25 protein-coding genes and 2 pseudogenes are annotated in these 21,533 nt (G+C 67.7%); 10 read left to right on the top strand and 17 right to left on the bottom strand.

What is annotated here, in order from left to right:
- Positions 1 to 461: 461 nt before the first annotated feature.
- From ABD339_RS32780 to ABD339_RS32755, 6 genes are all read right to left on the bottom strand, one after another.
- Positions 462 to 584 carry a hypothetical protein gene (locus tag ABD339_RS32780; protein ID WP_344570826.1) on the bottom strand — a complete coding sequence of 41 codons (123 nt, stop codon included), beginning with the start codon at positions 582 to 584 and terminating at the stop codon, positions 462 to 464.
- Between the two features lie 146 nt (positions 585 to 730).
- Positions 731 to 1,111, bottom strand: coding sequence for a hypothetical protein (locus ABD339_RS32775; protein ID WP_344570825.1), 381 nt, complete (start codon positions 1,109 to 1,111; stop codon positions 731 to 733).
- Between the two features lie 173 nt (positions 1,112 to 1,284).
- Positions 1,285 to 1,899 carry a hypothetical protein gene (locus ABD339_RS32770; protein WP_344570824.1) on the bottom strand — a complete coding sequence of 205 codons (615 nt, stop codon included), beginning with the start codon at positions 1,897 to 1,899 and terminating at the stop codon, positions 1,285 to 1,287.
- Positions 1,900 to 2,419: 520 nt separating this feature from the next.
- The gene (locus ABD339_RS32765) at positions 2,420 to 3,439 is read right to left on the bottom strand and encodes a ParB/RepB/Spo0J family partition protein (RefSeq protein WP_344570823.1); all 1,020 of its coding nucleotides are present in this window, start codon (positions 3,437 to 3,439) and stop codon (positions 2,420 to 2,422) included.
- The gene (locus ABD339_RS32760; RefSeq protein WP_344570822.1) at positions 3,436 to 4,665 is read right to left on the bottom strand and encodes a ParA family protein; all 1,230 of its coding nucleotides are present in this window, start codon (positions 4,663 to 4,665) and stop codon (positions 3,436 to 3,438) included. Before ABD339_RS32760 ends, ABD339_RS32765 begins: the two co-directional genes overlap by 4 nt.
- A 170-nt stretch (positions 4,666 to 4,835) precedes the next feature.
- Complete coding sequence (locus ABD339_RS32755; RefSeq protein ID WP_344570821.1) at positions 4,836 to 5,216, bottom strand: hypothetical protein; 381 nt, start codon at positions 5,214 to 5,216, stop codon at positions 4,836 to 4,838.
- A gap of 260 nt (positions 5,217 to 5,476) precedes the next feature.
- Between ABD339_RS32755 and ABD339_RS32750 the strand changes: the two genes are divergently transcribed.
- From ABD339_RS32750 to ABD339_RS32730, 5 genes are all read left to right on the top strand, one after another.
- On the top strand, positions 5,477 to 5,851 hold the full coding sequence (locus ABD339_RS32750; protein WP_344570820.1) for a hypothetical protein: 375 nt from the start codon (positions 5,477 to 5,479) through the stop codon (positions 5,849 to 5,851).
- A gap of 221 nt (positions 5,852 to 6,072) precedes the next feature.
- Positions 6,073 to 6,561, top strand: a complete 489-nt coding sequence (locus tag ABD339_RS32745) for a hypothetical protein (RefSeq protein WP_344570819.1) — start codon at positions 6,073 to 6,075, stop codon at positions 6,559 to 6,561.
- 46 nt (positions 6,562 to 6,607) lie between these two features.
- Positions 6,608 to 7,897, top strand: coding sequence for a hypothetical protein (locus ABD339_RS32740; protein ID WP_344570818.1), 1,290 nt, complete (start codon positions 6,608 to 6,610; stop codon positions 7,895 to 7,897).
- Positions 7,898 to 7,926: 29 nt separating this feature from the next.
- Entirely contained in the window at positions 7,927 to 8,424 is a 498-nt protein-coding gene (locus ABD339_RS32735; protein ID WP_344570817.1) for a hypothetical protein, read from the top strand.
- Between the two features lie 70 nt (positions 8,425 to 8,494).
- A complete protein-coding gene (locus ABD339_RS32730; RefSeq protein ID WP_344570816.1) occupies positions 8,495 to 8,998 on the top strand; it encodes a hypothetical protein in 504 nt (167 codons plus the stop codon).
- A 360-nt stretch (positions 8,999 to 9,358) separates the two neighbouring features.
- Here ABD339_RS32730 and ABD339_RS32725 read toward each other — a convergent pair whose 3' ends face one another.
- Together ABD339_RS32725 and ABD339_RS32720 are read right to left on the bottom strand one after the other, a co-directional pair.
- Positions 9,359 to 9,790 carry a hypothetical protein gene (locus ABD339_RS32725; protein WP_344570815.1) on the bottom strand — a complete coding sequence of 144 codons (432 nt, stop codon included), beginning with the start codon at positions 9,788 to 9,790 and terminating at the stop codon, positions 9,359 to 9,361.
- 130 nt (positions 9,791 to 9,920) lie between these two features.
- Entirely contained in the window at positions 9,921 to 10,856 is a 936-nt protein-coding gene (locus ABD339_RS32720; RefSeq protein ID WP_344570814.1) for a zinc-binding dehydrogenase, read from the bottom strand.
- A 106-nt stretch (positions 10,857 to 10,962) separates the two neighbouring features.
- Between ABD339_RS32720 and ABD339_RS32715 the strand changes: the two genes are divergently transcribed.
- Positions 10,963 to 11,559: a TetR/AcrR family transcriptional regulator gene (locus ABD339_RS32715; protein ID WP_344570813.1), complete on the top strand. Its 597-nt coding sequence runs from the start codon at positions 10,963 to 10,965 to the stop codon at positions 11,557 to 11,559.
- 209 nt (positions 11,560 to 11,768) lie between these two features.
- Here the strand turns inward: ABD339_RS32715 and ABD339_RS32710 are convergent.
- A pseudogene (locus ABD339_RS32710) lies at positions 11,769 to 12,594 on the bottom strand (IS701 family transposase); the annotation flags it as partial.
- Between the two features lie 56 nt (positions 12,595 to 12,650).
- Here ABD339_RS32710 and ABD339_RS33960 point away from each other — a divergent pair.
- Both ABD339_RS33960 and ABD339_RS33955 read left to right on the top strand, forming a co-directional pair.
- Positions 12,651 to 12,849: pseudogene (locus ABD339_RS33960) on the top strand (hypothetical protein); the annotation flags it as partial.
- Complete coding sequence (locus ABD339_RS33955; RefSeq protein ID WP_425576166.1) at positions 12,849 to 13,070, top strand: helix-turn-helix domain-containing protein; 222 nt, start codon at positions 12,849 to 12,851, stop codon at positions 13,068 to 13,070. The pseudogene ABD339_RS33960 and the gene ABD339_RS33955, both read left to right, overlap by 1 nt.
- A 355-nt stretch (positions 13,071 to 13,425) precedes the next feature.
- Here the strand turns inward: ABD339_RS33955 and ABD339_RS32700 are convergent, their stop codons facing one another.
- The gene (locus ABD339_RS32700; protein ID WP_344570811.1) at positions 13,426 to 14,022 is read right to left on the bottom strand and encodes a hypothetical protein; all 597 of its coding nucleotides are present in this window, start codon (positions 14,020 to 14,022) and stop codon (positions 13,426 to 13,428) included.
- 426 nt (positions 14,023 to 14,448) lie between these two features.
- On the opposite strand from ABD339_RS32700, the gene ABD339_RS32695 reads away from it, so the two are divergent.
- Positions 14,449 to 14,700, top strand: coding sequence for a hypothetical protein (locus ABD339_RS32695; protein WP_344570810.1), 252 nt, complete (start codon positions 14,449 to 14,451; stop codon positions 14,698 to 14,700).
- Between the two features lie 1,062 nt (positions 14,701 to 15,762).
- On the opposite strand, the gene ABD339_RS32690 is transcribed toward ABD339_RS32695, so the two are convergent.
- The 6 genes from ABD339_RS32690 to ABD339_RS32665 form a co-directional block, all read right to left on the bottom strand.
- Positions 15,763 to 16,194 carry a VOC family protein gene (locus tag ABD339_RS32690; protein ID WP_344570809.1) on the bottom strand — a complete coding sequence of 144 codons (432 nt, stop codon included), beginning with the start codon at positions 16,192 to 16,194 and terminating at the stop codon, positions 15,763 to 15,765.
- Positions 16,195 to 16,235: 41 nt separating this feature from the next.
- Entirely contained in the window at positions 16,236 to 16,979 is a 744-nt protein-coding gene (locus tag ABD339_RS32685; RefSeq protein WP_344570808.1) for an SDR family oxidoreductase, read from the bottom strand.
- Between the two features lie 78 nt (positions 16,980 to 17,057).
- Positions 17,058 to 18,167 (bottom strand): NADH:flavin oxidoreductase/NADH oxidase, encoded by a 1,110-nt coding sequence (locus ABD339_RS32680; RefSeq protein ID WP_344570807.1) that lies wholly within the window; start codon positions 18,165 to 18,167, stop codon positions 17,058 to 17,060.
- A gap of 59 nt (positions 18,168 to 18,226) precedes the next feature.
- Positions 18,227 to 18,661 (bottom strand): SRPBCC family protein, encoded by a 435-nt coding sequence (locus ABD339_RS32675; protein ID WP_344570806.1) that lies wholly within the window; start codon positions 18,659 to 18,661, stop codon positions 18,227 to 18,229.
- Positions 18,661 to 19,062 (bottom strand): RidA family protein, encoded by a 402-nt coding sequence (locus ABD339_RS32670; RefSeq protein WP_344570805.1) that lies wholly within the window; start codon positions 19,060 to 19,062, stop codon positions 18,661 to 18,663. Before ABD339_RS32670 ends, ABD339_RS32675 begins: the two co-directional genes overlap by 1 nt.
- Positions 19,063 to 19,114: 52 nt before the next feature.
- Entirely contained in the window at positions 19,115 to 19,765 is a 651-nt protein-coding gene (locus tag ABD339_RS32665) for an NAD(P)H-binding protein (RefSeq protein ID WP_344570804.1), read from the bottom strand.
- A gap of 90 nt (positions 19,766 to 19,855) precedes the next feature.
- Here ABD339_RS32665 and ABD339_RS32660 point away from each other — a divergent pair, with 90 nt between their 5' ends.
- Positions 19,856 to 20,539, top strand: a complete 684-nt coding sequence (locus ABD339_RS32660) for a GntR family transcriptional regulator (protein WP_344570803.1) — start codon at positions 19,856 to 19,858, stop codon at positions 20,537 to 20,539.
- A gap of 510 nt (positions 20,540 to 21,049) precedes the next feature.
- On the opposite strand, the gene ABD339_RS32655 is transcribed toward ABD339_RS32660, so the two are convergent.
- Positions 21,050 to 21,415: a hypothetical protein gene (locus ABD339_RS32655; protein WP_344570802.1), complete on the bottom strand. Its 366-nt coding sequence runs from the start codon at positions 21,413 to 21,415 to the stop codon at positions 21,050 to 21,052.
- Positions 21,416 to 21,533: the final 118 nt, after the last annotated feature.

Below are 21,533 nucleotides of genomic sequence, written 5' to 3'. Positions count from 1 at the left end.
TCCGTGGTAGTGGCAGCTGCGGTTTGCTGAGGCTCTTGGGCCTCGCTGTGCTGGTCCCCTGACGCCCGCGGAACGGCTGGCCGCTCCCCCGCGGCCACCGCCGGGACGGCGGACATGCTCAGCATGTAAGCCGGCGACGAGCGCTATCGCTCTCTTCACGTGTTCCCCCCTCATATGTTCACTTATCGGAGACGATCACGTCTCGACCGGCATACCGCAGAGAGGGCCTCACGATTTCAGGACCGTCTTGTCAGCCAAATCGGGCGCGATCATGGTGCTTTCGAGGCTGTTCCGGCCACGCACCCCGGAGCGGTGGCTACACCTCTCGATCACGGCACGCTTGGCCCGCACGAGAGAGGACTTCCAGCACGGCGCTCCCCAGCTGCGGTGCGGCTACTCCTCCATCAGTTCGGGGAGCTGATGAAGAGCCTTTCGTCGGGCTTCGCTTGCCAGCACGCCGTTCATCGTGACCGTTGTGCCGCCTCGCGGCCGTCGGGCCCGATCGCGTCGTCGACGCGCAGTTCGATCCGCCCTTCGGGGCCGCCGCGGTGGAGAGTGCGGCGGTGGGTAGTGGTCCACGTCATGGGTGCCTGCAACTCCGTTGCGCTCGCGGACGGTTGCTCAACGCGGAGGGCGGTCGATTCGTTGCGTGCGCTCAAGTGCCCTTCTCCGACTTCCTCCACGGCGGCGCGGAAACGGGGCGTTACTCAGCGATAGGAGTTCAAGGGGGTCAGCGCGCGAGTGCCGGCTGAGCGTCGAGGACCGCAAACGCTTGGGCCGGCGCAGCGGCGATGGCCGGGGACAGTGTGTCAGTGCGGGCTCGTTCATCGCGGTGCAGGAACGGTGTGCGGCTCTCGGGCCCGCAGTGGCGGACAGCGGCTTTGATGCTGGTCATGGTGCCGCCGAACTTCTCACGAGGTAGCGGCGGATGAGCATGGTGGGCGAAGTGGTCCTGGACTTGGTCGAAAGGAGCCACGGGTCCGTGTTCAGCGATGTAGCGGACAATCTCGCGAGCGCGGGGCGTCATCCCGGCGAGTACGCGGAGCAACAGCTGCTCGTTCCAGCCGTTGCCCAGGTCCTCCTCGCTCAGCAGTATCGCGCGATCAGTCACGGCCGTGCTCTGTCGATCGGCTTGGGCGTCCGGGCGGTAGGCGGCCCGTACTGCTGCGAGCGCCTGTTCGCAGGAACCGGTCTCGGTGCCGATCGTGATCTGCGTTCAAAGCCCCTTCGTGGGTCTCTGCTGAAGGGAGCGCAGGTCACACCCCCTCCTGCGGTCGGCTCCGCTTACCGGGGTGAGGGGTTCATCATGTGACCGCGCAGCGCGTCTTTGTCTGCTGCCGGCTTCGCCGTGGCGGTATCCACTGCAGCTGCGGTCTCGGTAACTTCAGGTTCCGGATCGAGCGGCTGCCGGTCCAGGAAGGCATGCAGGCTGGACAGATGAGGTAGCACGTCCTTCCACGAAGCCCCCACTTCCAGGCGCTGTGCTTCGAAACCTTCGAAGACTCTTCGGTGTCCGAACTGAGCGCGTGCGAGGGCGAAGGCGTGTGTGGCTTCGAGCAACGCGGCGTCTTCCACGGTGTCGGTGACATCTGGGGTAGCCAGGTCGGTGAGGGTGCGTCGTCCCTTCCGCAGGTCGGTGAAGACACGTCGGCGGAAGGAAGCGATCTCCCCGGGCGGCCGGGCCTGCCGTCCGCGTTCGGTACCGGCCTCGAAACGCTCCCGGAGCACTTTTGTCGATGGTGGTGACCTCGTCCAGTGCTGTGCGTAGCCTCGCCAGAACTTCCAGACCGTGCGGGGGGGGTGCTCCCCCATCAGTTCCCATTGCTGTGCTCGCTGGAGCGTGCGATCGGCCGCAGCGCTCCGGTTGCGGATGAGGGTGGCCGTCGTGCGCTTGGCCATAGCCGTCTTCATCTGGGCCCGGCGCCGACGTCGTTTGAGCTTGGCCTCCCGACAGGATTCGCACTCCGCGCTCTGGGCGCTCAGGCGCAGTCGAGCCGAACCACACATCTCACAGGTGAGAGGGCACAGGACGACCCGAGACGGCTTTCCACGGCGATGCTCGGGGATATCTGGCCGCTTGTCTGTCGGACCCGGCCACTTTGCTGATGCCGCCCTGCTGCCATGCTCTCCCCCGACTTGCCTGCCGCACCCAGTGGTCGCGACCTTTCTACCCTCGTTGTCGGAGTTGGCACATGGGGCGGCGCCTTCTTGTCTGTCGAAGTCATCTGGTACGAGGAGGCGCGTAGTTGCTGTGGAGGGGCACAGAGGCTGTGGCTGTCCACGACGAAAGCTCGCACATCTGGGTGACGCCGCAGGTTCCGGGCAGAGAAGGGCTGGTGCGTACGCGGCGCAGCGCGTTGGGACGCCCGGGGTGCGGTGATCAGCGAGTCGTGTACGAAGTCACCGGGTGGATGTCCTCTCACTTGTCCCATTCCTGGAGAGCCTCCAGCAACTCGGTGAGGAACTGCTTCGGCAGGTGTTGGGCGAGAGCGTCGGCCATGTCGCCGGGCCGGTTTTCAGTGGCATCCGCAAGGGCCTGCACGGCTTCACCTGCCGGGTCGTGCGCGGGCGCGGGTGCCTCTTGCTGCTGGTCGGGCTGTGCTGACTCGCTCGGGGCCGGTTGTGGCGGAACATGGCGGCCGTTCGCGGAAGTCTCCTTCTTCTCGCTTATCACGGCGTGATAATTGCCGCCGCTCTCTTTCTTCTTCGTGCCGGTGGTGCGGGGGCTGCGCTGCTTGGCGCGGGCTGCGCGGTCGTCTGCTGCGGCGCGCTGCTCGTCGGGGGAGAGCTTGCCGAGGTTCCGTACATGCTCGATGTGTCGTGTGCCTGTGGCGAGGTCGGCTTGCAGCTCGGGGGAGAGCTTGAGGAGCGACAGTTTCGAGGAGATGGTGGCCTGGGAGATGCCGAGGCGCTCGGAGGCCTTGGTCTGGCTGCCGTAGAACGCGACGAGCTTTTCGAGGGCGTGCGCCTGTTCCAGGTCGGTCATCTGGTCGTTGTGGAAGTTGGCGACGAATGCGGCTTCCAGCAGCGCCTTGTCCGTGGTGACCCGGCGGTCGTCGACCACGACGCGGATCTCGGTCTCGCCCGCGCGTCGGGATGCTTCCAGCCGGCGGTGGCCGTCGACTACGAGGTATTTGGCGCCCTCGTCGAGCTGAGCTTCCTGCTCGGGGCGTTCGGCCAGGTAGGCGCTGACGCTCGCGATGGTGATGGCGTTGACGACGCCGAGTTCCTTGATGCTCTGTGTCAGGTCCTCGAGATTGCGCAGCTCCTCCCGCGGGTTGTCGGGGTTCTGGCTGATGAGGGCGAGGGGAAGCTGGGTGGGGTCGGGGACGCCTTCGGTTGGTACGTCGGTTGCGGCGCTGATGGCGGCGCGTCGGGCGCTCACGGGTCGGGCCTGCGTGAAGGAGGTGCTGGCGCGGAGTTGGTCTGCTTTGCTCATGAGATCTCCCGTGCCAGTGCGCGGAGGCCGACGGCTTGGTCGCAGCTGGGTGCGTAGGCGAGCAGGGGCCGCTTGAGGCGGACTGCTTCCTTCTGTTCCTTGAGGTCGCCGAGGACACCGACGACGCGGGGGTCCTTTATGTCCATCCATGCTTGGAGGGAGGAGGTGGCGATGTATCCGCGGCGGGCGTCGTAGTGGTTCACGACGATTCCGAGGTAGTCGAGTTCCAGGTCGAGGTCGCCGCGGAGGTCTTCGATCTGTGTGGTGAGGAGGGAGTAGGCGTCGGCTGAGCTGTCTTCGGCCTGTACGACGATGAGGCTGCCGGAGGACCCGGGGGGTTCGTTGTCCCGGCGGCGGCCGTAGTGGACGGCCGCGTCCATGCTGAGGCCGAGGCTGGGCGGGCAGTCGACGATGATGACGTCGAATTCGGCTTCGATGGGGGAGAGGGCTCGTTCCAGGGCTGCTTCGCGGGCTCGTACGCCGGCGAGTTTGACGTCGAGGAGGAACGCGTCGGTGCAGCTGGGCAGGAGGTGGAGTCTGTCTCCGAAGCGCTCTTCCTGGATGGGGACGATCAGGTCGCGCAGGCGGCCGTCGGCCACGCCGGCCATGTGTTTGGTAAGGCTGTCGCCTTCCATCGGGAGCGGTGTGTGGCCCAGTTGCTGGGTGAGGTGGCACTGGGGGTCGAAGTCGACGAGGAGGACGCGCAGTCCGATGCCGGGGAGGCTTTCCAGGTTCAGGGGGTCGTCGGCGACGCCTTCAAGGGCAGCGGCGAAGTGTTTGGAGATACGGACGGGGTGCAGTTGCTCGGAGCTTTCGGCCATGGCTTCGCCGGTACCGGCAGCGACTGCGGTCTTTCCTACACCGCCCTTCTGGTTGCAGACGATGATGCGTCGCACCACCTCGGGACGTTTGATGGCGGGGGAGGGGTTGTTCTGCAGCCAGACGTCGACCGACTGGGCGAGCCCTTGGATGAGGGAGAGCTTCCTGTCTGTGGCCGTGGCCTTGAAGGTGTCCCATTGGCCCTGGGGGAGCCAGGTGGAGAAGGGGCTGGCGCCGGCGGTGTCCACGGTGGCAGGGGTGGAGGCGAGTCCCGTCCAGTGATTGATGCCCTGTTCGACGGCTGTCTGGATGTCGATGCCCAGCTGGGCGGCACGGATCTTGAGTTCCTGCCGTAGCCAGGAAGGCAGTTTGGAGACGACCTTCTCGCGGTCGTGAGGTGAGCCCATACGCGGAAGCTTACTAACCGCCTTGATCACCCGACTGACCGACACGTTACCAATGCACTTCCGGTCGGCGATTATCACGCCGTGATAGCGCCCAAGCCGAGCGCGGCACCCACGCCTTACGCGTCCGGCGTCGGGACACCGAGCCCGCCGATGGGCGGGTACGGGGGCCGCTACTGACCCGGAGGCTGCGCCCAGGGGGTGAAGCGTTGGCCTGGGGGCGTCCCCTCGCGCCAGTACCTCAAGACCGACTCCTGGACGATCTCGAAACGCTCAGCGGCGACAAGGCACGAAAGGGGTTCCTGACCGCCGGCGTCGGCCTCGAAAGCAACGATGACGGGCAGCTCCCCACCAAGATGATGCGTGACCTTCGCGATCTCGTCAGGCGACGGTGCGCGGAACTGGGGGTCGTGGAAGCTCGACGGGCAGATGACGTGCCGCAGTTGCGTGAGCGCGGGCTGCTGATCCCTGAGTGAGAGTGTCCCGGCCAGCCGCGTCGTAGGTGCCTGTTGATGGTGGTGCACATCGGCATTGCTGCTCTCAACCTCGTACATGATGCCGACCGCGCGTTCACCCGTCGACGGCTGCGGGCGGGAGCGACGGGTGCGGTCTGCCTCGTGCCGGCCGCATCGAAACGCGGTTTCCGTGCACGCCGCTTCACCGTCGGAGGGGGTCAGGCGCTTGTCGGCGGGGGAGTGGGCCGGCTCGAAGAGGACGAGTCCGCTTGCGTCCCGCGCCCTGGATGCTGCCGGGTGCTTATGCGGTTGAGGACCTGACGGGCTGTGCACGGCCTCTGGCTGCATACGCTGCCATTGTGATCGTGCGCTGCCTTCAAATCATCAGCCCGACGACCGGAGAGGCCGTGACCGAGCACCCTTCGATCCGTGTCGGAGCGGAGTACCCGGTGCTGGAAGTCCTCACTGCAGGGAATCGAGTACTGCTCCGCATTCCGGAGCTGCTCGACACCGCGGGCCATCGGGACAGCCCGGGGGTGTGGGATGCGGCGATGTTCTCGATCATGAGCAGTCGAATACCGGGCTGCTGGGTCGCGGAACTGCGGGGGAGCAGGCTGGCGTTGGCGCCGCGCGAATGGCAGCGTCCCGGATTTTGGGACGACTACTTCGACGATGTGCCTGCCGCTGTCGACGAGTACGTTCGGCTGCGGGCCGCGGTCCTTGCCGAAGCGTGATGGGGTGTCCGGCGCCTCGTGGGTCGGCCGGTGGCGTTCTTCGCGGTTCTGGTGGAGGAGGGCGGGGTGAGGTCGGCTCCGTCGAGCCGGCCTTTGTGGCTTCGGGTACGGTCAGTGTTTGACTGATTGCGATCGGCAAGTTGCAGGGCGGACGTAGGTATCGGTCCGGCGTCGGTCGGCGGCGTCCGGACAAGAGGTGCCCACGCGAGGGGGTTTGGGCTTTGAGTTCCGGCGATGCTGCGGAAGAGCCGCTGCGGTTGGACCTCGCAGCTGCCGACGGGCCGGGCAAGGACTCGGAGACGTTGGCGAGTTCGGGAGGCGACAAGAAGCGGGCTGCGAGATTCATGGAGGACCATCTGCTGCCCGATGTGCATGCCGCGGGCCGCATGGGGGAGGGCGGAGGCAAGGTGGTGCCGCCGCTTCTGGGCCCGGGGGCTCCGGGGGTGAGTGCGCTGAAACCGGATACCGGGCTGCAGGGACTCGCGAGGTGGGCGACGGCGAGTGGGCTGTCGGAGGCGATGCCCGTCTGGGAGGGGCAGGTGGGCCGGCTGATGGCCAGGCTGCACGCGGAGTTGAAAGCGCTGGGAGGCGCGAAGAACCTCCTCCAGGACAGGGACATCACCCACGGCCAGGACCTCGCAGCCACACCGCAGACTGACCTCTCGGACGCGGCACAGCCTCCTTCCCGAAGCCGCCTCGACCACTTTTAGGCCCACCCCCCGGGGGGGGATTATGACGCTGAGCTACCAAGACGGGATGACCGTTGACCTCTCATCGATGGTGGATGTGGCCAAGGCATGGCAGGCCATGGGGGACCGCTTCGGCGAGCTGAAAGGCGACTACACCAAGCACGTCGCCCGGGCCCTGGCCAACGGCAGTTGGCAGGGAAAGTCCTTCGGCGCCCACCAGGACACCTCGGGGACCACGGCCTTCGAGCTTGCGGCGGCCAAGACGGAGGCGCTGGCCGTCGCCAGCATCCTGCGTCAGGGGCACACCGAACTGGCGCGACTGAGGAAGTCCGTGAAAGACCTCGTCGCCGACGCCGAGGACAAGCACTTCAAGATCGACAGTGCAGGGACCGCCACCTACGCCGGGGCCGACAAGCACGACAAACAGGCCCTCCGCAACGACCCCGGCTACGCCGCAGCGCGAGCTGAGGCGGCACAGGAATGGACCGGCAAGATCGCCAAAGCGGTGGAGGCTGTAGACGACGAGGACCGGAAAGTAAAACGGGCACTCATTCGCGCAGTGAGTGACTTGTCACCGGACGGCAGATGCCTCGGAGGGTTCAACGCCCACGCCGAGAGCAACTTGGACAAGGCCGGCCGACCGGAGAAGAAGACCGGCACGAAAACCGATGGGTGGCAGTCCAAGGGGACTTTCAGCGCCACCGGCCCCGATGCCGGCGTCTCCCTCGCCGGCCCCGGCTACGGCAGACAGGGCATGGCCAAGACCTACGGCGACCTGTTCCGCGTGACGGGAGACGGCACACTGACCAGAGAAGAGACGAAGCTGTCCGGGATCGCCGACCTCTACGGAGGCGGCAGGACCTCAACAAGTGGGGGGATCAGCGACGCGGGCCTGGACGGCAATGCCGAAGTCTCCGGAGGCGTGCGCGCACTGGGCGAAGGGCGCGTCGCATCCGATGTCGCCGGTGTCTACGGGCGGGGTTCAGGCTTCGCCGGCGGCGAGAGCGGGGTTGACCTCGGCCTTGGAGAGGATGGCTTCAGCCTCGGCGGGAAGGCGTTCGCCGGAGCCAAGGCGGGCACGGCTACAGGCGCGGAAGCCGGGGGTATCGGTGCCGGCGTGACGGCGGAGGCTTGGGCCGGCGCGGGCGTGGAAGGGAACGTCACATTCGGAGAGAAGGACGGAGACGGCAAGTTCCACATCGGAGCCGAGATCGGCGCCTCCCCGATCATCGGAGGGAAGGTGGGCGCGGAGTTCGTCATCGACCCGGGCAAGGTCGCCGACACTGCGAGCGATGCCGCCGGCGCGGTGAAGGACGTAGCCGGGTCGGCCAAAGACACACTCACGGACTTGTTCTGACCACCTGCCCGCTGGATGGAGACTGCCAGATGCCTACGGCGTTGCCCTTGCCTCTCGAGTTCCGGCTGCCCGATAGCTGGCGGCCGGCACCGCCGGACAGCGTGGGGGCTCCAGGCGTAGCGTTCGTCGCCGTACACGCCGAGTCCGACGCCGGTTTCACCGCCAACATTTCCATCGACGGCGAGTACCGGCCGGACGATGCCCTCCTGGCCGACCTCGCCGATGCCTCGGTGCAGCGCATGCAGGAAGTCGCCGAGTCAGTCCGGGTGACCGACCGCAGCGAGGTCGGATCGGCCGATGCACCCGGCCTGGCACAGACGATGGCCTTCTCAGCCCTCACAGGTGACAGCCGCCGCGACCTCCTCCAGTCCCAGGTGTATCTGTCCATGCTGGACACCGGGGATCCGCGTAAGCGTGCGGTGATACGGCTCACGCTCACGGCCACCGCTCTCCAGCACGCCTCAGTCGCGGAGGACTTCCGGGAATTGGTGCGTTCCGTCCGCCCGGAAACTGGAGCAGCCTCGTAGAGCGCCGCGTTCCCAGGCGTTCCCAGCAGGGAAGTTGTTCTGGAAGTCCCTGAGTCAATAGGTTGGATCGATGGGTCTTTTCGACAAGCTGAACGGAACAAGACGTCCCAGCAGCGGCATTCCGCCTCAGCCTGCTGAGGACCTGAAGACGACGCTGCTCGGCCTCAACGGCCCTGATGTTCCCTACGTCGTGCGGTACGGCGCTCAGGAAGACGCGCACCTGGTGGCCGAGTGGCGGCTCATGGAACCGGAATGGCAAGGCTTCTTCGCGAGCAGGCAGCTGAGCCGCCGCATCAGGATCCGCATGCGGCTCTACCCCGCCGACCACGAGGTCCGTGCTCTAGATGAGCAGTGGAAGATCCAGTGGGTCGAAGGCGTACCGGTATCGAAGGAATACGGACGCGGGCCGGTGAACCAGAAGTCATGGCAGTGGACGGTCGGACGCGGGAAGGACGGCGGGCTGGAGGTGGAGGAGACATTCCGTTTCGACAGCTCGGAGCTGAAGAACCCTCTGCGGGACACCGTCCTCAAATCCGGATGGACCTGGCGCGGGGTAACGCTCGGCAAGCTGTGAACAGGCCCCGCAGAACTGGGCAGCACGCCCGCCCCACCCGCGCAAAATCACACGGCGCTCCAGGACGAGTCGCTGTCCTGTGACGTCGGCGGTACGACAGAGCACAGCTCCCGGGCGCCCCGGGACCGCGGTTGAGGCACGGGAGCACCCCTTCTCCTCCGACGTCAACGGGCGCGCCGACGCTCTTCGCGTTGATGCCCGGTCAACGGTCTGCCGGCAACCTCTAGGACGGCGGCCCGGTAGGAGGCGCCGGAGGAGAACCGAAAGTGGGCGGCGGGCCCCACTGCGGCGGGCGGGGCGTCATGCCGGCGAGTCGGCGGCGATGACGCCCGCGCCGGACAGCGGTGACGGCGCTGATGACTACGGCTGTGGCCAGCGCGGCGAAGAACAGGCCGATCGCTCCGAAGATGGCGCCCACCCCGTCGCGCCCACACGCGGTTTGTCGCCCAGTGCGAACTCCGCCTGGCCTTCAGCGGCACAGGTCAGCGTGTACTCACCGGTGCTGCCCGGCTTCACCTCGAAGACACGCTCCCAGGTACGGGATCCTGCGGTGAGCTGAAAAGAACTGTCCGGCTTGGTCAGGGACCCGGCCGGCATCCGCGGGATCTCACAGCGGACCCGGCCCTTCCCGGGCTGGGAGACATAGATCGCCTTGTCCTCCCCGGCGGTGAAGCTGAACGTACGTGAACCGCCGCCAGGGAAACTCCTGTCGGGATCGACCGAGGCCACCGCATCCTTCACTGTCATCACGATGACGGCGACGCCGCACCCGGTCAGCACGAGTGCCAGCACCGCAGCAACTGCGTACCAAAGACGCCGGGGTCGCAAGTCCTTCGCCGGAACCTTCGGCAGGGGCGGCGGGCCGCCGTACGGTATCGCCCCGGAGCTACCCATAGACACAACGCCGGAGCGTACCGCCCTCTTATTGGATGTCGAGGACGGCCTTGCCGTGGAGGCGTCGGTCGAGCAGGGCCTGTACCGCCTCGGCGTGATCGGCCCAAGGGGTACGTCGGCTGATGCCCGGGTCGAGGCGGCCTGCGGCGAGCTCGCCGGCCAGCCAGGTCAGGTCCGCGGAGAAGTCAGTGGCCGGGTCGCCGAGGAGGAAGAAGGTGCGGATCGACCGGTCGTGCCGACTGTCGGTTCCGATCAGCGCGTCCGGCGTCAGCACCGCGTCGGCCTCGGAGGAGCGGCCCACGCTGAAGAGGGCGCCACCGGCGGACACGACGGCGAAGGCGTCGATCAGGTGCTGTCCGCCGACGTTGTCGAGAACGTATGCGACGGGTTCCGTCACGGCGGCCGGTTCGGGGTGGACCTCGTGGGCTCCCAGGGCCCGGAGCCCTTCCGCCTGGGCGGGGTTCCGGCTGATGGCCACGACCTCCGCGCCCGCACGGGCGGCGAGCTGGACGGCAAAGCGGCCGACGCCACCGGAAGCGCCGGTGATCATTACGCGGCGGCCGAGCAGCGAGCCCATCCGGCGCAGTACGTGCAGAGCGGACAGTCCGGCTACGGGGAGGGTGCTCAGCGCGCCCGCGTCGGCGTCCTTCGGTGCGGTGCCGAGCAGGGCGGCGGGGACGGCACGGAGTTCGGCCCATCCGGCGTCGGCGCCGAGGGTGACGACCTTGTCGCCCACCGCCGGGCCGGAGCCGTCGGCGGCGGCCTGGACGACCACGCCCGCCGCGTCCCAGCCGAGGACGGTGCCGTTCGGGGTTTCCGGGTGAGTGGCCCCGTGGACCTCGCCGAAGTTCAGCGAGACGGCCTCGATCTGCACGAGCGCCTCGTGGGTGGCGGGGCGCGGGGCGGGGACCTCGGTCAGGGCCAGGTGGCCGGGTGCGGTGTGGTCGACGGTGAGTGCGCGCACAGGAAGATCCCCTTCAAGGAGTGCCGATGAATCAAAGTGCCATAGTATGGCGTTTGCTCTTCTGGAGCATACGCACAGTCTGGGCGCACTTGCTAGAGTGCTCGCGATGACTACCTCCGAGCAGCCAGCCACCCTGCGCGAACGCAAGAAGCAGCGCACCCGCCGAGCGCTGGCCGACACTGCGGTGACGCTCTTCGGTGAGCGCGGATTCGACGGCACGCCGCTGGACGCGCTGCTTGAACAGGTGGAGGTGTCGCGGCGGACGTTCTTCCGTAACTACCGCTCCAAGGAGGACGTGGCGCTCACCGCCGTCAAGCAGCTCTGGTCCGCCTACCTGCAGGCCCTGGACAGCACTGTGAAGGCCGGACCGCTGGCCGACGTCCTCCTCAGCGCCATGCTGGCCACTCTGGAGCGCATGGACGACGACTGGTACCGCCGTTTCCCCCCGACCCTCCGCCTCATCGCCGACTCGCCCGCCCTCGACGGACACTCGCTGCGGCACTGCCACGAGGTTCAGGCCGAGATCGCGCACCGTCTCGACGGACCCAACCCTTTCGAGCTGCGACTCCTCATCGAGTTCTTCGTGGCCGCCTGGCACAGTGCACTGGACGCCTGGCTGCCGGACTGCCGTCCGGGCGAACTACCCGATCTCGTACGAGAGTCCTGCGCATCCATGCGGTCCGCGCTGGCCCTGGAGGCATGAGCTCACCCCTGCGATCGTGACGCTCGGACTTGGCTCGTTCCTTAACCTCACCGAACGTGATCGGTGAGGTTAAGGGAACAAGCTGAGAGCTGTGGCCCCGGCGTTTGTAGTGGGAGCGGCGGGCGCGGGCCTGACTGCGTCTGCGGCAAGGTGACCAGTCAGGCGGTGTTCGTTGGTGTGGTGGCGGGGCGTGACGACGATGTGCCCGATCAACCGGCGCATCTCCGGGACGCTGAGGGGCATGAGGTCTTGCTCGTCCTCCGCGTCGCCCCTTTTGCGGTTTCTGCGGCGCGGACTGCGGTCAGGTAGGCGAGCGCGGCCATCGACAGGGTGATGTGCCGGCACCAGGCCCGGTACAGCCGGACCTGGTAGTGGTCCAGGCCGCACTCGCCCTTGCCGGTCTGGAAGCACTCCTCCACCGCCCACCTCGCCGCGGCGACTTTGATCAGGTCTTTCAATCGCGAGGAGGCCGGTCCGTAGCAGACGTAGTAGGCGATCTCGGTGGGGTCGCTGACACTGCGGCGGGCCAGCACCCAGTGCCCGAAGCCGTCTTCCCCGCAGGGGCGGATCGCGACGCGTGCCCAGTCGTAGACGCGTTCGCCGTGCGCGCCGGCCCCGCCCGACAATCGCTTCCAGCGTTGGCGAGGCTGCGCGGCGATCAGCTCGTCGACCCGGGCCTCGGCGCAACGGGTCGTGATGACCGTGTCGTTGACCTTGGTCGCCATCACGTAGGCGACCTTGCGCTGTTCCAGCCACAAGCGTGCGTGCTGCTTGACCTGCCCGTATGCCTCATCCGCGGTCACCCCTGCGAACGGCACACCGGCGTCGATGGCGCGTTGCAGCATCTGCCTGAAGTGTTCGTTCTTGGTCGCGAAACAGACCTCGTCGTCAATGCCGGCGGCCCGGCAGCGGTCCCCAGCGGTCCCGATCATCGGTCCAGGACACCGGGAGGTGGAGCTCGCGGTCGATCAGGGCACGGCCCCGGGCCGAGGCGCAGGCCAGGAAGGTGCCGATCTGGCAGTTTTCCGTGCGGCCCGGGCCTTGTATTTCAATTAGTGCTTGTTCAGGTGGAGTTGGTGGGACGGTAGACCATGACCGTGCGTCCGCCCATCACCGCCTTACGGGCCAAGTTCGATCGGATCCTGCCGGATCTCGACGAGCGCCGCCGTCGGCTCTACCTGGCTAGCGAGGCCGCGGCTATCGGCCACGGCGGGATCACTCTGGTTGCTGCCGCCTCCGGGACCAGTTCCGCCACTGTCGCGCGTGGCGTCACCGAACTGGCCAGCCAGGTGTACCGGCTCGTCACGGAGAAGCCCGAACGACTGAGCATGAAGACACTGATGGCCTTGATCGACATCCTCTCGTGCCGCATGGATGAGCTCATCGAACCAGTTACGGCCGCCGCACCGGTACGCAGGGCAGCTGGTGCTTCCGATGCCGGGGCGAACCTCGACCGTGGTGTCGGGGAGTTTCGCCCGCGCCGTGCGCACGTAACACGTGATCCGAAGTGACGTCTGAGTCGGCCGGCACCCCCACGTTCGTTCTCCAGCCGATGGAGGCCATCGTCGAGGCCGTTCCGGAGCGGAGCCTGGGCTCCCTGTAGCGATCATCGAACAGGTCGCCGCTCAGGTGGCTCCGGCCCGTATGCAACTGCGCCGGCTGGCTCAGGCCCTGACCGCGGATCCCGAGCTGCTGACCAGTGGCCGGGGCGAAGGCCCACGTCATGTGGAGCTGGTGATCCGCGGGTTGCTTCCTCACGGAACACGACGCCTGGTGTTGCCTCGATGTGCCGGGTGCGGCCGGACGACGTCGCTGGAACACCGGGACGGGGCACGCCGGCTCTGTTCGCACTGCAAACGCAAGACGTCAGGAGGTGAGCCCCGCGAGCCGTGTGCGGTCTGCGGAAAGTCCCTCAAGGTCTTCTGCCACGACCAGGACGGCTTGTCCAGATGCCAGAAGCACCCTCCTGCCGAGGACGGCACCGAGGTTATCCTCCGGGTCCTGAAGCAGCTCGACACCGGTCTCGATGAACGGACCGCCACAGCGGCCATCAAGAACGCGCTGCCCCACGCCCACCAGCGGCGGAAGGCTGCCTCGCAACTCCGCCACCGCCCCAGCTTGCTCACCGGCGAGGGTTCCCAAGGCTCCCCGGCAGTGATCTCGCTGATCAATGGCTTGCTCAGTGCCGGCGCTGCCCAGATCGTCCGCCCTCCGTGCGCCGTCTGCGGGCTGGTAAAGCCCCTGAAATGGCGCAGCAAGGACGGTCGCTGTTGCCGAGACTGTTATGAGGCCGGCCGCCACGAGCCGTGCAGCCACTGCGGCCAGAACAAGCACGTCGCCACACGCACCCACGAAGGCGGACCTCTGTGTCTCCCGTGCATGCGCCGCGATCCCGCCAACATGAGGGCCTGCTTCCTCTGCGGTCGCCTGTGGCCTTGGACCGTCAAAGACGCCGACGGACATGCCATCTGCGGATCATGCTGGCGCCCACCGGTCACGACCTGCTCGGTCTGCAAACGGCAGAAACCATGCCACTACTCCACAACCAACGCTCCTCGCTGCGCAGCCTGCCGGGCACGCGGCGCACACGCCCCGTGCTCACGGTGCAGCTCCGTCCGAGCCGTGTTCGTCCGCCTGGACAACGGCGACGGGCTATGCGAATCCTGCGCCCGCCGCCGGGAACCGTGTGTCGGCTGCGGACGAACTATGCGGGTCTACGGCCGTAACGACGCAGGGCCACTGTGCACGTTCTGCTACCGCAAGCACCCCTCGTCGCGACGCCACTGCGTTCAATGCGGAACACACGAACGCCTGCACCACTTCGGGCTCTGCGCCGCCTGCGCAGCCCCACGGCAGCTGTACGCCGCCCTGGCGAACCACAGCGGTGACTTGCGTCCGGAACTCGAGCCTGTCTACGCGGCGCTGGCCGGCTACAAGGCATCGTCGCTGCTGCTCTGGCTCTCCCACCAGCAGCCGAAGCAGATCCTGCGCACCCTGGCGCAGGGAACGGGCCCAGTCACGCACGCCACCTTGGACGAGATGCCTGCATCGAGGGCCGTGACCTACTTGCGAGCCGCTCTCGTGGCCACCGAAGTACTGCCCGCCCGAGAGAGCAACTCGCGTCGCTGGAACGCTGGCTGAGTGCGTTCCTCGAACATGTGGAGGACTCGCAGGAGCGAGCGCTCATCAGCCGCTTCGCCACGTGGGTACACCTGAGGTGTCTACGGTCCCGCGCTCGGCGTCGCCCCATCACGCATGGGCAGTGCCAGACCGTGCGGCACGACATCTATGCAGCGGTTGCTCTGCAACGCTGGCTGCGTCAGCGCGCAAGCAGTCTGTCGACCTGTGATCAGGCCCAGATCGACGAATGGCTTGCTCAGACGGGCCGGAAGCACATACAAGCACGGAGCTTCCTGATGTGATCCGCGGCACGAGGCCACATACCCACGGTGCACGTTCCCCCACGCGGTACTTCACGCGGCGCTGAGCGACTCGCTGAAGAGGACGAGCGCTGGCAGATCAGCAGACGCCTTCTCCACGACGCAGATCTCGCCCTGCCCGACAGGGTGGCCGGCTGCCTCGTCGTGCTCTACGGCCAGCCGGTATCCCGCATCGCCCGGCTCACCACAGACAAGATCCTCACTGCACCTGGAGGGGTGCAGCTCCAGAGGGGTTCCCGCCCAGTGGAGATACCTGAGCCGCTGGCGTCATTGCTCATCGAACTCGCCGACAGCCGCCAGACCGTCGCTGTGCTGGGACAAAAAAGCACAAGGTCCGTGGCTTTTCCGGGGCGGCCGCGCCGGACAACCCATGACCGGAAGCCACCTGACAGTATGCCTGAACAGGATCGGCATCCGCGCTCGTGCCAGCCGCAACACGGCCCTGCTCGACCTCGCAGCTCAGATCCCGGCCTCGGTGTTGAGCGACGTACTGGGCATCTCCATCTCCTGCGCCGTGGCCTGGTCCCACGACGCCGGCAACACAAGGCTCGGCTACGCGGCAGACGTAGCACGCAGGGAACGCTCACGATCACGCCCCCGGGGTCTGTGGTTGCAGTACGGCTGTGGACTCGCAGCCAGTCAAAGCGGCACCGACCCTCGGGAAGGCCCCCCAGTTACGACCCAGACCACCTATGAAACGGGGGCTGCCCGACGGGTCAGGCGGGCAGCCCGTCCGGAAGCCTTCCACCGCCCACAGAAGATGTCAGGCGGCGAACACTTGGGAGTCGTCGGCGAACGCCTTGAACTCCAGGGCGTTGCCGGCCGGGTCGAGCAGGAACATCGTCCACTGCTCGCCGGTTTCGCCTGCGAAGCGCACGTAGGGCTCGATCACGAATGTGGTGTCCGCGGCGCGCAGCCGGTCGGCGAGCCGGTGGAAGGCGTCGATGGTCAGGATCAGCCCGAAGTGCGGTACGGGGACGTCGTGGCCGTCGACCGGGTTGTGTATCTGTTCGGTGCGGGCCGGGGCGAGGTGGGTGACGAACTGGTGGCCGTGCAGGTTCCAGTCCACCCAGGTGTCGGCGCTGCGGCCCTGCTCCAGGCCGAGCGTCTCGCCATAGAAGCGGCGGGCGGCGTCCAGGTCGTCGACCGGGACGGCGAGGTGGAAGCGGGGGATCGGAGAGACAAGACCGGGCATGGGCCTGGTGTTCCTTCCGTGCGGTGTGGAGTGCCTTGCGCTTACCAGTTCTGGCGGGTGGGAGAGACGACGAGGTCGTTGACGGTGACGTCGGCGGGCTGGTCGAGGGCGTAGACGACGGCGTCAGCGATGGACTCGGGGCTGATGGCGATGGCGTTGAGCTCTTGGGCGGCCTTGCGTCCGGCGGGGTCGGTGACCTTGTCTGCCCAGCCGGTGTCGATGACGCCGGGGCTGATCGTGGACGCCTTGATGCCCTCGCGGACGCCGAGTTCCTTGCGCATGGACTCGGTCATGGCCTGGACGAAGAACTTCGTCGCGCTGTAGACACCGGCGCCGTCGCCGACCTGGTGCCCGGCCACCGAGTCCATGTTCAGGATGTGGCCGGACTTCTGGCGGAGCATCACGGGCAAGACGGCGTGGACGCCGTTGAGGTAGCCGCGGATGTTCACGTCGAGCATGCGGTTCCAGTCGTCGAGCGCGAGGTCCTTCCAGTACGAGAAGAGCATGAGGCCGGCGTTGTTGACGAGGACGTCGATACGCCCGTAGGTGGCGATGGTGAAGTCGGCCAGCGCTTGCATGTCTGCGGCGTCGGTGACGTCGGTGAGCCGGGCGGCTGCGGTGCCGCCGGACTTCTCGATGTCGGCGACCAGCTGGTCGAGGTCTTCCTGGCCGCGTGCGGCGGCGACGATCTTGGCGCCGCGGGCGGCGAGGGCCTTGGCGCTGACGGCGCCGATGCCGGAAGAGGCGCCGGTGATGAGGACGACCTTGTCCTGCAAGTGGTTCATGGGGATCTCCCAGTGCGGTGGTTCAGCGCGCCTTCCCTGGTTGGGGGCGGCGCGGCGAAGGCTGTACGGGTGGGCAGGTCAGCGCTTGCGGCGCTTGACGACGTAGGCGTACTGGTCCGGCCAGGCCGGCTCGGTGCCGAGCGCGAGCGCGGCGTGCTGGGCCCAGTAGGGGTTGCGGAGCAGTTCGCGACCGAGGAAGACGGCGTCGGCCTGCCCGCTGGTGATGATGTCCTCGGCCTGCTGCGGTTCGGTGATGATGCCGACGGCGGCGGTGGGGATGCCGGCCTGGTTGCGGGCCTGGTCGGCGAAGGGAACCTGGTAGTTCGGCCCGGCGATGATCTTCGCGTCGCGGACCATGCCGCCGGTGGACACGTCCAGCAGGTCGACGCCGTGGGCTTGGAGTTCTTTGGCGAGGCGGACGGTGTCGTCCCCGGTCCAGCCCTCGCGCTCGTCCTCGGGGTTCTCGGTCAGCCAGTCGGTGGCCGAGGTGCGGAAGAAGACCGGCAGGTCTTCGGGCCATACGGCGCGGACGGCGTCGACGACCTCGAGGGCGAAGCGGATGCGGTTCTCGAAGCTGCCGCCGTAGGCGTCGGTGCGCTGGTTGGAGGCAGGGGAGAGGAAGGAGTTGATCAGGTAGCCGTGGGCGCCATGGACCTCGGCCACCTGGAAGCCGGCAGCCAGAGCGCGCCGGGCGGAGGCGGCGAAGTCATGTACGAGCTGCTGAATCTCCTCCACGGTCAGCTCGTGCGGGACGGCGAGTCCGTCGTACGCGACCGGGCTGGGGGCGACGGGCAGCCAGCCGTTCTCGTCCTCGGTCAGGTAGCGGTCGGACAGCCACGGCTTGTCCACCGACGCCTTGCGGCCTGCGTGCGCGAGCTGGATGGCAGGGACGGCACCGTGGGCCTTGATGGCCGCGGTGATGCGGGTGAACGCCTCCTGCTGGCGGTCGTTCCACAGGCCCAGATCCCAGGGGCTGATGCGCCCGTCGGGGCGTACGCCGGTGGCCTCGGCCATGACCAGACCGGCGCCGCCGGCGGCGCGGGAGGCCAGGTGGGTGAGGTGGAAGTCGGTCGGCACACCGGTGTCCGGGCCTTCGGGGGCGGCGGAGTACATGCACATCGGGGACATCCACACCCGGTTGGGTATCTCAAGAGAACGCAGGGTGAGGGGGGTGAACAGGGCGCTCATGCGGGGTGCTTCTTTCGTGGTCGGTGGATGACATCGGATGGGGCGGGCGCCGTCAGATGTCAGGCGATGATCGTGTGGATGCCTGCGACGGCCTGGGAGTAGGCCGCTTCGAGGACCGTGGTGGCTTCCTGGGCGGTGGTGCCCTCGGCCGGATCGAAGGTGGCGTGCCAGCTGAGGAAGGCGCCGCCGGTGTCGGCGACGGGCTGGACGTGCAGCGTCGAGCGGTAGCCGCGGACCGGCAGCGGTGCCTCGACGATCTCGTACGTCAGCTTCCGGCCGACGTCGTCCAGGGCCACGAGCCGTTCCCGGTAGGTGCTGCCGTCCGCCCCGGTGAGGAGGCGGACCGCACCGGGGGTGAGCCCGTCGCCGCCCCCGGTGATCTCGCTCGCCCGGATGGCCGGGTGCCAGTCGGGCAGGCCGTTGAACCGCCGAACGACGGCCCATGTCTGGTCTGCGGAGCTGGTGAAGACTGAACTCCAGTACGCCTGTGCCATCAGGCGGGCAGACGGGTGTCGATGATGAAGTTGGTCTCGATGAGCTGACCGGGGAAGAACAGCGATGCCACGCCGATGGTGCTGCTGGTGGGGCGGTGGTCGCCGAAGTAGGCCAGGTTGGCGGCAGCCATCGCATGGTTGTACTTCGGCAGGTCAACGATGTACTGCGTCTCGGAGACGATCTGGTTGCGGGTGGCGCCGTAGTGGTCGAGGACCTTCTCGAAGTTGGCGAAGACCTGGGCGGTCTGGGCGTCGAAGTCGCCCGGGTACAGGAAGTTGCCCTCGTCATCGTGGGAGAGCTGGCCCGAGACGTAGATCGTGTGGTCGACCTTGATGGCCTGGGCGAAGCCGAACTCGCGCTCGCCCGAGACGCCGTGGCTGTAGGAATCGATCGCAGACATGGTGGTTGTCCTTCTCTGATGGGGGATGCGGGGGTGGGTGGGGGCGCCGGGTTCAGGCGGCGAGGTGGGCGACCGCGTCCGTGATGGGGGTGTCGCCGGAGGTCAGCTCGACGATGACGCGGCTCAGGCGCGGTTCGTGCAGGGCGGCGTCGATGAACGCGGCGACATCGTCGCGGTGTACGTCGCCGTACTCGACGGCGGGCCCGGCCGTGACCCGGCCGGTACCCGGACCGTCCAGCAGCGTGCCGGGGCGGACGATCAGCCAGCCAAGGCCGGTACGGGTGAGATGGACATCCGCACTCTTCTTGACCTTGATGTAGTGCTCGAAGCCTTCGGACGCTCCGTCGCCGCGCAGGGCGTCGGGAAACACGGAGATCAGGACGAAGCGAGCGACCCCGGCGGTCTCGGCCGCGGCGGCTGCCTTCTCCAGGCCCTTGCCGTCGATGAGCGTGGTCTTGTCCATGCCGGTTCCGTGGGCGCCGGCCGAGAACACCACCGCGTCGTGCCCGGCAAGCTTGCCTGCGAGATCTTCGACGGAGTCGGTGATCAGGTCGCCGGTCACCGGCGTCGCACCGGCCGCACGGATCGTGTCGGCCTGGGCCGGGCTGCGGTGCATGCCCGTCACCTCGTCGCCGCGCCCGGACAGCAGGCCGGCGAGCCTCCTGCCGACACCTCCGGCGGCACCGATCTGGAATACCTTCATGGGAACCGTCTCTTTCCTGGCCGGATGACCGGCCACTCCACTTGTCTCAATGTTGACATTGCGACAACGCCAGAATGTTAACATTGCGACATGGAGAAGACGCAACTCACAGGTGATCGCGCGGTGGCCCCCGCCCGCCGCCGCGGACTGGCCGACGAAGTCGCCGACCGGATCCGGGAAGCGATCTTCAGCGGCGCCTACGCCCCTGGGGCACCGCTGCGAGAGGTCGAACTCTCCGGCGCACTACAGGTCAGCCGGGGGCCGGTGCGTGAGGCTCTGCGTGTACTGGAACGCGAGGGGCTCGTGCACTGCGCCTGGCACCGCGGCACCGTCGTCACGACGCTGTCCGCCGAGGATGTCGCCGAGCTCGACAGCCTGCGCGGCGCGCTGGAGGACCTCGCCGTCAAGGAGGTCATCGCGCACGCCTCCGAGGAGGACCTCGCCGCCATCGAGAAGGCGGCCGGCGTGATGGACCACACAACTGACCCGCACGCCATGGTCCGTCTGGACATCGCCTTCCACGACGCCGTCTTCGCCGCCACCGGCCACCAGCGTCTCGCCGCGGCCTGGGAAACCATCCGCTGCCAGGTCCACCTGTTCCTGCTGACCCGCATCGGCCACAGCACCGAGGGCTACCTCGACTGCATCCCCCAGGAACACCATGCACTGGCCGCCGCCCTGCGCGCCCGCGACCCCCAGACCGCCCTCCCCCTCTTCGCCGCCCACCGCCGCCACGCGGTGGACGTCGTCACCGGCACGTCGAACCCGGGCTGACGACCGGTCGCCGGCATCTGGGCACCGCCCAGCGTCGGTGAAGCCTGTTCGTCATCGCCCTCGCCCGGCAGCCATGGGCATGTGTGACCACAGCCGGTCGCAGATAGCCGCCGTGTACTGCCGGCACAGCTCACCCGGTCCGTCGCTTCAGCAAGCCGCACCGACGACGAAGCGATCCCTCACCGCGCAGGACGGCGTCAGGCCAGGTATTCCGCACGTTTCAATAGCCGCACTTGCCAGTATCCGGCAGGTCCGGGCACAGCACCGAGGTCATTCGGGGTCTCCTTGCGGGTCGAGGGAGCGGGCAGCCCAGTTCAGGCGGACCAGCTGCGCGAGCATCGGGATGAGGCCGCCGGGGACGTCAACGTCCTCCTGGAGCTCGCGCAGGATCGCGGCGAGCTCGGAGGGCGTCGTCGTCGGCGCTCAGGTCGTCCTCGATCTGCTGGAGGGCGAGCTGGGCAATGCCGACCGAGGCGCGCACCCGGTCCAGGCGGGTACGGGTGCGGCCGGTCACCGCGTGATGGCCTTGGTGGTGGCGACCACGGCCGCGACCGTCTCCCAGCCGTGGTGCCAGGCGGAGTCGAGGTGGAAGGCCCCGTCCATGCCGAAGTCGGCGAGCTTGTAGAAGGCGCCCTTGCCGGTCTTGGTGGCGATCTTCTCCAGCAGGCCCTTGCCCGGGACGCGTCGGTCCGCGGCGTAGTGGGTGCCGAAGGAGATGGCGAGCGCGGCCGCGGCGGCGGCCGGGTGCACCCGGATGCCGAGCGCGCGGGCGCCGGCCCCGGCGACGATCGCCTGCGTGGCCGTGTAGGTCAGGCAGTGCTGGAGGCACGCCTTACGGCCGTCGGCCGTGCCGTGGGTGGTCTTCTCCTCTGTCAACGGTCATTGAGATGCCCAGGTAGGTGGCCGTTGAGTGTCCAGGCTGGTGGCCATCAGAAACCCAGGTGTGTGGCCAGTGGTGTTCCTGGGGGTGAGGGTCAGCTCAAGGGGACCACTC

Origin of the sequence: Streptomyces axinellae, assembly GCF_039532135.1 — a bacterium.
Taxonomy (GTDB): Bacteria; Actinomycetota; Actinomycetes; order Streptomycetales; family Streptomycetaceae; genus Streptomyces; species Streptomyces axinellae.
This window is presented reverse-complemented; position numbering and strand designations above follow the sequence as displayed.